Source organism: uncultured Hymenobacter sp. (assembly GCF_964243305.1).
Classification (GTDB): domain Bacteria; phylum Bacteroidota; class Bacteroidia; order Cytophagales; family Hymenobacteraceae; genus Hymenobacter.
The window spans coordinates 42,987-55,957 of sequence record NZ_CAXTEF010000009.1 but is presented as its reverse complement, the minus strand read 5'-3'; the positions used below and the strand labels follow the sequence as shown (position 1 = coordinate 55,957).

General features: G+C 62.5%; 7 protein-coding genes and 1 pseudogene. 6 read left to right on the top strand and 2 right to left on the bottom strand.

Features of this window, described 5'->3' with window-relative positions; all coding sequences use genetic code 11:
* Window positions 1-125: 125 nt before the first annotated feature.
* Window positions 126-740 (bottom strand): TetR/AcrR family transcriptional regulator, encoded by a 615-nt coding sequence (locus ACFE70_RS07775; protein WP_375417163.1) that lies wholly within the window; start codon window positions 738-740, stop codon window positions 126-128.
* A gap of 524 nt (window positions 741-1,264) precedes the next feature.
* Between ACFE70_RS07775 and ACFE70_RS07770 the strand changes: the two genes are divergently transcribed.
* From ACFE70_RS07770 to ACFE70_RS07745, 6 genes and pseudogenes are all read left to right on the top strand, one after another.
* The gene (locus ACFE70_RS07770; protein ID WP_375417162.1) at window positions 1,265-1,891 is read left to right on the top strand and encodes a TetR/AcrR family transcriptional regulator; all 627 of its coding nucleotides are present in this window, start codon (window positions 1,265-1,267) and stop codon (window positions 1,889-1,891) included.
* Between the two features lie 221 nt (window positions 1,892-2,112).
* Entirely contained in the window at window positions 2,113-3,186 is a 1,074-nt protein-coding gene (locus tag ACFE70_RS07765; RefSeq protein ID WP_375417161.1) for an efflux RND transporter periplasmic adaptor subunit, read from the top strand.
* 80 nt (window positions 3,187-3,266) lie between these two features.
* Complete coding sequence (locus ACFE70_RS07760; RefSeq protein ID WP_375417160.1) at window positions 3,267-6,410, top strand: efflux RND transporter permease subunit; 3,144 nt, start codon at window positions 3,267-3,269, stop codon at window positions 6,408-6,410.
* A gap of 11 nt (window positions 6,411-6,421) precedes the next feature.
* A complete protein-coding gene (locus tag ACFE70_RS07755) occupies window positions 6,422-7,714 on the top strand; it encodes a TolC family protein (RefSeq protein ID WP_375417159.1) in 1,293 nt (430 codons plus the stop codon).
* 266 nt (window positions 7,715-7,980) lie between these two features.
* Window positions 7,981-8,622 (top strand): hypothetical protein, encoded by a 642-nt coding sequence (locus ACFE70_RS07750; protein WP_375417158.1) that lies wholly within the window; start codon window positions 7,981-7,983, stop codon window positions 8,620-8,622.
* A gap of 113 nt (window positions 8,623-8,735) precedes the next feature.
* Window positions 8,736-9,571: pseudogene (locus tag ACFE70_RS07745) on the top strand (IS5 family transposase).
* A gap of 167 nt (window positions 9,572-9,738) precedes the next feature.
* Here ACFE70_RS07745 and ACFE70_RS07740 read toward each other — a convergent pair.
* Complete coding sequence (locus tag ACFE70_RS07740; protein ID WP_375417157.1) at window positions 9,739-12,951, bottom strand: PQQ-dependent sugar dehydrogenase; 3,213 nt, start codon at window positions 12,949-12,951, stop codon at window positions 9,739-9,741.
* Window positions 12,952-12,971 lie beyond the last annotated feature (20 nt).

The window sequence follows — 12,971 nt, the reverse complement described above, 5'->3', positions numbered from 1 at the left end:
GGAGAGGAATTAACCTGACCAGGCCACACCGCTCAGGGCGGGGGTAGGAAAACAAGGGGCTAGGTCGGCACCCAGCAGGCCGTACTTATAATCCTGTCAGTAGTGTCAAAGTAGTAGTAAAAAAATTAGCCCCGGAGGCCATTTCTCAACAATTTCTTTACGTGCGTTTTGCGCTCAAGCAGTAAGGCGGCGTATTCCGTTTCGCTCAGGCCCAGCGTATCGGCAACCATTCGCTGACCTGAAAATGGGAACATGCACAGCGAGAGAATATCAAGAAAAAGCTGCCGTGCGTTATAGCCTAGCTCCCCCCGGGCATGGGCCGCGTCCAGGGCCTCAATAAACTCGGCCACGGCACTGAAAAACCCGTCGCGACTGAGCGCCTGCTTCATATGCTCGGGATTCTGGTTGTATTCGTGAAGGAAAAACGCTTCGCAGTGGTCGCCCTCGGCGGAGCCTTCAAAATAGTCGTCAATGAAGGCTTCAATCCGCTCGCCAATAGGCAAGCCCGAACGGTTGATGGCGCTGGTCCGCTCATTTACCTGGCGCATGACCTGGCTGAACACCACGTCATAAAGCTTCTCCTTATTGCGGAAATAGTAGTGCAAAAGGGTCCGCTTAATGCCGGCCTCGTCCGCAATAGCCTTCATGCTGGTCGCGGAATGGCCCTTCTCAAGAAAAACTTTCATCGCCGCCTGGCGAATCCGCAGTTCAATATCGGTTTCTATAGTTGGGACTGTCATCAGTGTTTGACACTCATGTCAGCAAGTGTGGCCCTATTACCGAAACCAGGTGAAAAAGGTTACACTTCACCCAAATTTTTAGCAACTGAGCGACCTTTATTTTTATATAACGCTGTAAATAAAGCTGTTGAATTTTCAAATAACCGGGGTGCCTAGGAAAATGCGGCTTAATTTCTAAGCCCGTAAGAGGCATTTGGTATGATGTAAGCCGTCAAAAGACTTACCAGTCACTTGTATGCCAATGGGGTGCTTCCGCTTAGTACATCGTGCTTGGCGTTTTTTTGCTATTCTACTGCAACGGTTGATGCGTGCGGCGGCCAATCTAGTAGCTGATTAGAACGGTTCCCAAGTCAGTGTGTAGGTCATTCTAACATTTTGCCTCATCCCTACCCCCTCTCCTTTTCAGAAAGGGAGAACCAATTATCCACTGACCTGAACTCCGTTTTGAATTAGCGGAATCAGAACCAAAATGTTGAAAAACTTGTACCTTTGGACCAGCAGTCATAAAATGACTAGATTATTAGATGGGAGTTCAAGAACGTAAGCAACGCGAGAAGGTTTATCGCGAGGAGTCCATTCTGGCGGCGGCCAAGAAGGTCTTTTTGGAGAAGGGTCTGGTAGTGGCTACTATGGATGACATTGCCACCGAGGCGGAGTTGGGCAAGGGCACCTTATACCGCCATTACCGCAGCAAAGAGGATATTCTGCTGGCTATCAACGAGCAAGCCGTGCGGGAAGTCCATCAGCAATACCTGAAAGCGGTGGCGGGAGCCGGCAGCGGCCTGGAAAAAATCCTGCGGCTTACGCGCACTTATTATGCCTTCGTGGCGGCTAACCCAGTGTATTTTGGGTTCATTGCTTTCTTCGAATCACCGTTCACGAGTACCGATGCGGCTGCGGTGTACGAGACAACCAAGGCTATCAACGTTCTGGTAATGGAGCTGATTGAGCTGGGCAAGCAGGATGGTTCGCTACGCACTGACCTGAAAACGAACTTGGTCGCCAGCACGATTTGGGCTACCTCTTGCGGCATTATGCAGTTTGTGGTCAGCAAAGGCCATCACTTGGTGCAGGACCACCACATCAGCCTGGATGAGCTGTTCGAAACCTTCTTGTCTACCCTGGCGAGTGGCATCCAAGCCCCGAAATAGCCGCTAATTCATGGACGTTTGAGAAAAGCTGACCTTCTTCTCATTTTCTCAAACTTTTTGGACCGATAGTCACTTTATGAATAATAATCAAAAATCTGCTAATTTCCACTTGGTCTGTAGTCCGGCCAGTGGGTAGCGCAGCGCCTCTTTTTTCCCCTTGCCGGACTATTAGTCATTTTATGAGCAAGATTCATAGGCCTTCATTTTTAATCCCTACCCCCATGCTTCTTTCCCAACAACCTGGCCGGTGGCTAGGGTTTGCGCTACTTCTGGGCGCCAGCGCGTGCTCCAAGGCTGCTGACAAATCGACTATGGCGGCGGCAGCCAGCCTGCCTAAAGGTCCCGAGGCGGTGGCCGTGCAAGTGCAGGCCGTGGGCACGACGACCGGTGCGCAGGACCAGACCTACAGCGGCACCATCGAGGCCGAAAACACGGCTAACCTGGCTTTTAACGTGGCCGGCTCGGTGCGCCGGGTGCTGGTGCGCGAGGGCGACCAGGTGCGGGCCGGGCAACTGCTGGCCGAGCTGAACCCGGAAGAATATGCCGGGCTGCTGGCAGGGGCCGATGCCTCCTTGCAGGAGGCGCGCGACCAAGCGCGCCGCTCGCAGCAGTTGTTCAAATCAGAGAGCCTGACGGAGCGGGAGCTGGTGCAAGCTAATGCCGGCTTGCTGCGGGCCGAAGCCAACGCCCGTGTAGCCCGCAAGCATCTGGCCGACACACATTTGCGGGCCCCCTTTGCGGGCCTCATCTCCGCCAAGCTGGTGGAGCCCGGCGTAGCGGCCATGCCCGGCGCGCCGGCCTTCAGCCTCATCAAGACCGAGCAGGTGTTTGCGCGGGCGGTGGTGCCGGAAGCGGAGATTGGCCGCATGAGCCGCGGCACGGCCGTGCGGGTGCGGGTGCCGGCGCTGGGCCGCGAGTTCCGGGGCACGGTGCAGGTGATTAACCCGGTGGCCGACCCTACCTCGCGCAGCTTCTACCTCAAGGTGCTGCTGCCCAACCCCAGCCTGCACCTGCTGCCGGGGATGCTGGCCAGCCTGCGCATTCCGCTGCCGGCCGGGCACGCGGCCCCGGTGGTGGCGGTGGCGCCGCAGCTGGTGGTGCAGGAAGCCGACGGCGCCAGCGTGGTGTACGTGGCCGATGCCGCGAGCAAAACGGCCCGCCGCCGCCGCGTGGTGCTGGGGGCCGTGCAGGGCAGCCAGGTGGTGGTGAGCCAGGGCCTGGCCGCCAACGAGCAGCTCATCGTGGCCGGGCAGCAGCGCCTGCACGACGGGCAGGCCATTCGCATCCTGCAATAACCCGCCCTACCCCCCTCACTTGCTTCGAAGTCACCCAATACCCGACTTCGCATTCCTCAGATAATTATCCTTTGCCGAATATGGAAAATAAAAAGCCGCCGCGCCGCATCAACCTGATTGAAGCGGCCATGAAATACAAGCAGGTCACGTTTGGCATCACCATTATGCTGGCGCTGGCGGGCATCTGGGCCATTTACAGTATGCCGCGCATGGAAGACCCGCGCATCACCATCCGGCAGGGGCTGGTGCTGGCGGCCTACCCCGGCGCCAGCGAGCTGGAAGTGGAAAACCAGGTAACCAAGAAGCTGGAGCAGCAGCTCTTTAGCTACAAGGAAGTGCGCAAGGAGAAAACCTACTCCACGACCAAGGCCGGGGCCGTGGTGGTGAACGTGCAGCTCCAGGACTGGGTGACGGACACCGATAAGTTCTGGGCCAAGCTCCAGGACGGCCTGAATTCCAGCAAGCAGCAGTTGCCGGCGGCTGTGCAGGGCCCGTTCGTCAATGGGGAGTTCGGGGATGTGGCGGCGCTAATGCTGGCCGTGACAGCGAAAGACCGCAGCTACGCCGACCTCAAGGAGTACCTCGACCAGCTGGAAGACGCCATCAAGACCCTGCCGCAGGTGTCGAAGATTCGGCGCTACGGCGAGCAACGCGAGCAGGTGTACGTAACGACTTCGGCGGACCAGCTGCGCCAATACGGGCTCGACTTCGGGCTGATTGGGCAGGTGTTGCAGCGCCAGAACAACGTGCGCTACTCCGGCGAGCTGGCCCTGCCCGATGCCCGCGTGCCGGTCTTTACCGAGGGGCTCTACCGCTCGCAGGAGGCGCTGGCCAACCAACTCGTGTACACCGACCCGACCTCGGGCAGCCAGGTGCGGCTGCGCGACGTGGCGAAGCTCGAACGACGCGACGAAGAATTGACCTCGCGCATCAAAATTGACGGCCAATCGGCCGTGATGCTGACCGTGGAAATGCAGCCGGGCAATAACATGGTCTGGTTCGGCGACCAACTGAATGCGCGCATCAAAGAAGTAGAAGCCAGGTTTCCGGCCGGCGTGAAGGTGCAGGAAATCGTAAGCCAGCCGCGGGTGGTGGACCACAAGCTGAAGGATTTTTTCCTGGAGTTGAGCATTGCCGTGGCCTCGGTGATTGCGGTGGTCATGCTGCTCCTACCCCTCCGCATTGCCCTGATTTCGGCCATTGCCTGCCCGCTGTCCATTCTCATCACGTTTGCCGTGCTGCATATGCTGGGCATGGAGATTCACCAGGTGTCGCTGGCGGCGCTGGTGATTGTGCTGGGCATGGTGGTGGACGACGCCATTGTGGTAGTGGATAATTATGTGGAAAAGCTCGACGAGGGCATGGACCGCTGGGAAGCCGCTTGGCGCTCGGCCACGGCCCTGTTCGTGCCGGTGTTGGCGGCCACGGCCACCATCATCTTCGCCTTTTTGCCCTCGGCCATCGTGTATACGGGCCTGACGCGGGAGTTTTCGATGCACATTCCGGCCACGGTGTCGGTGGCGCTGGTCTCGTCGTTTCTGGTGTCGATGCTGCTCACGCCGTATTTGTGCTATTTCTCGATTCGCAAGGGCTTGCACAGCAAAAAGGCGGATGCGCCGGATGCCAAACCTTCGGTGCTTGACCGGGTGCAGGGGCGCTTCAACCGGGCCGTGGACTGGAGCTTTGCCCACCCCAAACTGGTCTTGACGCTGGGCTTTTCGTCGCTGGCTTTCGCTGGCGTGTTTGGCTCGCAAGTCAAGTTTGAGTACCTGCCCTACTCCGAGCGCGACCAGTTCAACCTGGAGCTGTGGCTGCCCGAAGGCACGCCCGTGGCCCAGACCGAAAAGGCCGTGGACCGCGTGACGGCCGCCATCAAGGGCGATAAGCGCATTAGCCAGGTGGTGAGTTTTATCGGGACGGGTTCGCCGCGCTTTTATTCGAGCTACGCTCCCGAAGCCCCGGCCGAAAACTACGCCCAGGTATTCATTAACACCGTCGATGGCGAAGCCACCGTGGAGCTGGCGAAGGAATACACCCACTCGCTGCAACAATTAGTGCCCGAGGGCTCGGTGCGGGTGCGCCGCCTGAGCTGGAAGGAGACGAAAGCCCCGCTGGAAGTGCGCGTGGTGAGCGACGACGCTACCGACCTGCGCGCAGTGGGCCAGCAAGTGGCGCAGATTTTTGCCGGCACCGCCAACACCCACTTCGTGCGCGACGACTGGCGCAACCCCTACCTGGGCGTGGCCGTGCAAGTGAAGCAGGACGAGGCCGACCGGCTGGGCGTGAGCAAGGAAGCCGTGGGCCAGACCCTCGGCGGCAGCCTCAAAGGATACCCCGTCTCGACGCTCTGGGAAGGCGACAAACCCCTGGATATCGTGCTGCGCCTCGACGAGCGCAACCGCCAGAACCTGAGCGACGTGAGCCAGGTGTATGTGACGACGGCCTACAACACCAAGGTGCCGCTGCGCCAGGTGGCCGACGTGGTGCCGGCCTGGCACCTGAGCAACATCGTGCGCCGCAACGGCCTGCGCACCCTCACGGTGAGCAGCGACACGGATTTCGGCCGGGTAGCGGCCCAAATTCTGGGCGACGTGAAGCCGCAGCTCGACGCGTTGAAGCTGCCCGCCGGTACGCACCTCGAATACGGGGGCGACGACGAATCGGGCCGCGACGCGGCGCCCAACACCAACCTGGCGCTGGGCCTGAGCTTTCTGCTCATTTTCCTGACGCTGCTGCTGCAATTCCGCCACGTGGGCCGCGCCCTTATTGTGCTGTCCACGTTCTTTCTGAGCTTGCCGGGGGCCATGTTTGGCCTGTGGCTGACGGATAACCCGCTGGGCATGACGGCCTTTCTGGGCATCAACAGCCTGCTGGGCATCGTGGTACGCAACGGCATCATCCTGGTGGACTACGCTGATGAGTTGGTGCGCGAGCACGGCTACAGCGTCAGGGACGCGGCCATTGCTTCGGCCCACCGCCGGATGCGGCCCATTTTCCTGACTTCCTCAGCCGCCGCCGTGGGCGTGATTCCGATGATACTGAGCAAGTCGCCGCTCTGGTCGCCGCTGAGCAGCGTCATTGCCTTCGGCATTATGGTGGCCATGATAATGACCCTGTTCGTGGTGCCGGTGCTCTACTACCAGTCGCAGAAAGGCCAGCCCAAACCGGCGGAAGCCGAACCTCAAGACCACGACCAGCCCGCCTTGGCGCTGGCCACTAACTAGTCTTTTCATTGATGAAATTATTGTTTTGTGTGGGCCTGGGGCTACTTGCTCCGGGCCTCGATGCCCAGACCTTGCCCGCCCCTACCCCCCTCGCGCCGCCCAATGCCGCGCCGCTCTCCCTGGCCGAATGCCGGGCCCTGGCCCTAAGCCAGAACCAGCGCCTTACCGCGTCGGGCCGCCGGCAGCAGGCGGCCGAAGCGGGCCGCGACGCGGCCAAAACGAACCGCTTGCCCAAGCTGGATTTCAGCAGCACCGGCTATTACGTGCGCGGCTTGGGCAGCACCCTGAACACGCAGGGCGTGACGGCGGGGGTAGGGATAAATCAGCCGGTGTATTCCGGGGGGCGCCTCCGGGCCCAGCTAGCCAGTGCGGGCGTCACGGCGCGGGCCGCGGCCGAGGACGTGCGCGCCACCCGGCAGCAGCTCGTGGCCGAAACCGACCAGATGTATTGGCGCACCGTGGCCCTGCGCGACCAGGTAACGCTGGCCGGGCGCAACCGCGCCCAGCTGCAAGCCCTGGTGCGTGACCTCGACAACAAGTTCAAGGCCGGCCTGGGCTACAAGGCCGATTTGCTTCGCGCCCAGGTGCAGCTGCGTGATGCCGAGGTATTGCTGCTGCGCACCCGCGACGAGCAGTTCCTCAGCCAGCTGGAGCTGCGCCAGCTTATCGGCCGCCCCGCTGGTGACTCGCTGCGCCTGACCGAATCCATTGAGGGCGAATTTGCCGCCGTCAGCCCCGCCGACTACGCGGCGCGGGCCCTCGCCCAGCGGCCCGACCTACGCCAGCTCGCCCTGACGAATCAGGCAGATTCGCTGCAAATCGACATCGCGCGCAGCGCCCGCCGGCCGCAGGTCAATGCCAGCGTCAATGCCCTGTATTTGCGGCAGCAGCCCGGCTTCCTGCTGCCCGATAGAAACTACACGCCCACCTATGCCCTGCTGAGCGTCAACTTGCCGCTGGTGCACTGGAAGGAAAACCGGCTGCTCGAAACCCAGCGGCGCTACCAGGCCCAGGCCAGCCAGGCCGACCTGGCAGAGGCCCGCCAGCAAGTGGAGTTGGAAGTCAGCCGCGACCTGCTGCGCCTCAACCAGGCCGCCCGGCGCATCGAGCTGCAACGCCTCACGGTGGCGCAGGCCCAGGAAAACCTGCGCCTCAATGATAACCGCTTCCGGGCCGGCCTGCTCTCGCTGGTTGATTTGCTCGAAGCGCAAACCATCAGCCAGCGGGCCGCCGCCGAGCTGGTCGATGCCAAAGCGGAATACCGCATTGCCGAGGCTGCCCTGGTGCAAGCCACTGGCGAGTAGCGCTAACCGGCTCATCTGACCGAAAGCGGCCTGGCTGCTTCCGCGTGCAGGCAGCCAGGCCACGCCGTTGGCTTGCGCTTGCCTACCATTCCCTACCCCCCCGGTCTGGTCCGGCAGCGCTGCCTCCGCTGGTTTACTCCCTGGCCTTTACTCCGCTGCGCTGCGGTATTCCCCCGCCCCATTCGTCTCCCTAACCAGCGGTTCGGCGCCTCCTATGCCAATGCTAGAGCATGCTGGCCGGGGCCGCTGCTCAAACTATTCGTATCATGAAACTCACCTTACTTATCACCAAATTTGCCTTGCCCGGCTTACTCCTGCTGGGCCAGGAAGGGCCGCACTCCAAGCCAGCCAGCACCTCACCAGTTGCCTTGCGGATGCCGGCGCCGCCGACCGGGACTCAGCTGGCCGGTACGGTGCTGGCCGCGCCCTACCAGGTGGTCCGCTCGCTCGTTGGAGGCCGGGTCACGCGGGTATATTTCAATGAAGGCCAAGCCGTGAAAAGCGGCGCCGTGCTGCTAAAGTTAGCCGTAGGCGCGGGCCCCTCCTCGCTGCCGGTTTTCGCATCGGCCCCAGTGGCGGGCGACCTGACCAACGCGCGGGTGAAAGTTGGTCAGTATCTGGCAGCGGGGACGCCCTACGCGCGCCTCGCCCCTCGCGGCCCGGTGTGGATCCGGATGGCAACGGCCGCCGCGGCCCGGCTCCGTTCCGGCGACTCCTTGCGGATAATAACTGGTCCGGCGGGGCTGGCTGGAGTCGTCACGCCCCTGACCGCCCTATTGCCGGGCCCCGACTCAAGCACCGTGGTGCTGGTATTAGGCCAGGTGGGGTGGCCGCCCGGCACGGCCGTCGAAGTCGTGGTAGCACCCCTACGGCCCCTGCCCAATTCCGGCATTACGCCAGTTAACTGACTAGATTCACTGGCTCGGGCTGGGCGGGGCTGCTACCCGTTCTGGTTTAGCGCAGCGGATTATTCGAAGCCCCGGCTCTAAGAGCGTATCCAAATAGGGATTAAATTTGGTTCATGGCTACCGTACAAGAGTTTACCATTTCCGACACTTTATGGGCCCGGCTTGAGCCGTTGCTTCCCATGCATGTAGCCAAGCCTCACCCGCTGGGCCGGCACCGGCGGCGCATTGCCGACCGAGAAGTGCTGAACGCCATTTTCTTTGTGCTGCGCACGGGTTGCCAATGGAAAGCTCTGGATGCAACAGGTTTGTGCAAGGGTTCGACGGCGCACAGTCGGTTTCAGGAGTGGGTGCAGGCGGGCGTTTTTGCCCGTCTCTGGGACGAGGCCTTGCAGGATTACGACGACTTGCTAGGACTGATATTTTGCCTGGATGGCCCTCGACGGCTCGCTGCACAAAGCGCCGCTGGGCGGGGGAAAAAACCGGGTCCAATCCCACGGACCGCGGCAAAGGCGGCGTCAAGCGCAGCCTGCTGACCGAAGCGCGGGGCATCCCGGTGGGGCTGGTGCTGGAGGGGGCCAACCGGCACGACATGAAGTTGACGGAAGTCACCTTGCGTAGCTTGCCCCCGGCCGCCGAAGCGGCCCGCTATGCCCATCGGGCGGCCGGCCACGACCAGCACCTGTGCCTGGACGCCGGCTACGACTACGACCAGGTGCGGGAAGTGGTCGACACGTTGGGCTACACGGCTCACATCCGGCCGCGAGGCGAAGAGGTTCAGGCCAAAAAAGCCGGCCAGCAAGCCCGGCGCTGGGTCGTGGAACGGACGCATTCCTGGCTCAACCGCTTCCGACACCTGCTCACCCGCTGGGCTAAAAAGCCCGAAAATTACCTGGCCATGCTCCATTTTGCCTGCGCCCGAATTACCTGGTACAATTGCCTATTTGGATAGGCTCTAAGTTACTTCTGAACTCTCCAGCGTTACTAGCTCACACTCCCTAGTAGTTTAGGCAGGTAAACCATCTCTCGATGAAAACGGCACCAATAGTAAAACCGGGCGGGTTGAATCAACCCGCCCGGTCACGGCAGCTCAGGCTGCACAGCAGCAATTGATACTACTTACTTATTCACCACCAGGCGCTGGACACTGCGGCCATCGCCCTGCTGCACTGCCACGGAATATACCCCGTTAGCGAGCTGCGGCAGCGGCAGGCGCAGTTCATTACGGCCGGCCTGGACGGGCCGCTCGAAGCGGGCCACGCGCTGGCCCAACGCGTCGTACACGTTTACCTGGGCGGGCTGAGCCACGAGGGCTTCGAGAACCAGGGTTACTTCATCGCGGGCCGGGTTGGGATAGAGCTGCACGACCAGCGCGGGCCGGGTCGCGCCGGCCGGGGTAGTGCTGGCTAGCGCCGTGGTCCGGGCTCCGGTGGCTGGCACTAGGCGCGCCAAAGCGGTGGCCAGTAGCGCCCGCTTGCTCAGGCCGGGACCGGCGTAGCTCACGCCCAGCACCTGGTCGCCGCCCGCCTCGAAGAAGGTGACCGTCAGGGCGTGGGTACCGGCTTTTAGGCCAATCTGGCCGCTCTTCTCCTGATTGCCGTGCAGCCCATCGTTGTCCACCACCACGGCCGAGCCGATGGCGAGTCGGGAGCCGTCGTCGGAATTGGTATAAAAGGTGTAGACGCCATCGGCGGGCACCGTCACGAAGCCGGTGTAGCGGAAGGCGAAGTTGTCGTCGCGCTGACGTGAGGTCAGCTCGAAGGCGGCCGTGGTGCCGGTCTTGACGGGCGTCAGGCTGGCGAAGGGGGGTAGGGAACCCCAGCCGGTGCCCTCGTAGTAAGCGTAGTCGAGGCCGGCAGCGGTGCCGGTCGGGTTTTCGGGCGTGCGCAGGCCCGCGGTGCCCGCGTCGTTGGTGACCGTGAAAGTGACCGTGATTGGGGTGCCGGCGGTGCCGCCCCCGCCGCCGCCAGTGTAGGGCGTCACGGTGAGCGTGTGGCTGCCCACGGTGGGCGTCCAGGCGTTGTAGTTGGGCCGCCCGTTGCTGGTGCCGTTGTCGCCGGCAATAGCGTAGGGCGGCTGACTTTCCACCTTGTAATTGGCATTGCCGTCATACGCGAAGCGCACGCTGCCCACCGTGGCGGGGTTGGTGTTGGCCCGGATGTTCAGGTTGCGGGTGGGCAAGGTGGCCAGGTTGAGGGTGGCGCCACTGGGTAGCGGGTCGTAGCCGTCCAGGGGCAGGTCGGTGTCGGCGTTGAAGAGCGTGAGCGAGGTCACGGCTTGCCCGCCGGTGGGCGGCACCACGACCTTGAACGTGGCCGTGTAAGTCACGTCGTCGGTGGGCGTGGTGATTACGTGATTCTGGGCGCCGCCGTCCGACCACGACACAAACTCATACGTCACGCCGTTCACGGTCTGGGGTGAGGGGGCCCCAATGGTGAAGGGGATGCCTTCCACGCCGACCGTGGCCAGCGGGGTGGCGCGCGGGGCGTTGTCGAGCGTCAGCTGCAAGCCGGCGGGGCTGGTGGCCAGGGTGAAAGTGGTATTGCGCGGAAAAATCTCGACGTAGCTCGTGCCTTTCAAGCCGCCCGCGTCGGTCACGGTCAAGGTGAGGCGATACCGGACGTTGGCCGCCTTTTCCTCGATGGGAATCGTGAACGAGCCGGTTTTGGCCCCTTGGTTAAACGGCGTGCCGTCGTGCACGTGCGTATCGTGGTAAAAATCAAGCTGCCACGAAAACGCACTGGCCGGCAGGGCGCCTTGCTCGGGGTCGGTGGCATCGCCCGAGAACGTGAGCGTGGTGCCCGCCACGTAGGTCGTGCCGGCTGCCGGCGTCAGAATGGTGGCCGTGGGCGCCGTGTTGGGGGCCGTAATGGTAAGGGTAGCCGCGTTGCTCGTGACCGACCCGACCGAGTTGGTGATTACCACGCGGTACTGGCCGGCGTTGGCCACTGTGGGGCTAGGGATAGAATAGCTGCTGCCCGTGGCGTTGGTGGGGAGGTCTACGCCATCTTTCTGCCACTGGTAGCTCAGCGGGGCCGTGCCAGTCGCCGCCACCGAAAAGGTGACCGCTACGCCCGGCGCGACGGCGACGCTCTGCGGGTGGGTGGTAACGACCGGCGCGCTGCTGGCGGCCGTGTACACGATTTTGTAGAGCGCCACGGCCGGGTAGCGTGCCAGGTAATACAGGTTGCCGTCGGGCCCGGTTTCCAGGCCCAGCGACTGTGAGGGCAGGTTGGTGGCAAAGCCCTGGAACGGGGCCGGGCTGCTGCTGGCCGGGTCGAGGTAATTAATCCAGCTGTTGCACAGGTCCTGGAAAAAATACTTGCCTCGGTACTGGGCCGGGTAGTTGGTGCTGGCCGGGTTGAAGAACGTGCCGCCCGTGATGGCGCAGCCGTTTTGATTGACAGGCAGGGTGTTATTGTGCGAGTACGCATACAGCGGGCCCGTGTCGCCGGGGCGCAGATTATTGTAGCCCTCGCTGTGCTGCCAGCCGAAGTTGCGCCCGCCCACGCTGGCGTCGTTGATTTCCTCCCAGGAGCCGCCCCCCACATCGTTGATAAAAATCTTGCCCGTCCCGGGCTGGATGCCAAAGGTGTAGGGGTTGCGCAGGCCGTAGCTCCAGATGCGCTGGCGCTGGGCCGACAGACCGCTGCCTACGTAGGGGTTGCCGGCTGGCACCGAGCCGTCGGGGTTGAGGCGCAGCAGCTTGCCCATGTACGTGTCCAGGCCCTGGGAAGGTATTTCGCCCCCGGCGTTCTCGCCCACGGCCACGTAGAGCTTGCCGTCGGGCCCGAAGTGCATGGCCCCGCCGTTGTGGTTGGTGGCGGTGGGGTCCAGCGGGTCGAGGTTGAGAATCACCTGCCCGGTGCTTAGGTCAGCCACGTCGCCGTTGGCCGCGCTCGCCGTGTAGCGCACAATGCGGTTGTTGGCCCCGCTAGCCAGCGTGTAGTAGAGATAGACGTAGCGATTGGTCGAAAAATTGGGGTCTAGGGTGACGCCGACCAGCCCGCGCTCGCCCCTCGAGTCCACGGTCAGGCTCACGAAGGGGGTGGGCAGCAAGACGCCGTTTTTGATTATGCGCAGCCTGCCGGCCTGTTCGGCGGCGAAAATGCGGCCGTCCGGCGCGAAGGTGAAAGCCGTGGGATTTACGAAGCCGTTGACCACCAGCGAGGCGCTGAAGCCGGGGGGGAGGGTAGGCTGAATGCCTTGGGCCAGCGCTGCTCGGCCGGTCAGCAGGCCCAGCAGCACGAGCAACACGAGCGCCAACCTGGCGGCCATCGCGGGCCGGGAGGGGGGGTAGGCGGAGGCTACAATTGGAAGGCGTTTTGGCATGGTGGTCCGGGATTTAGGGT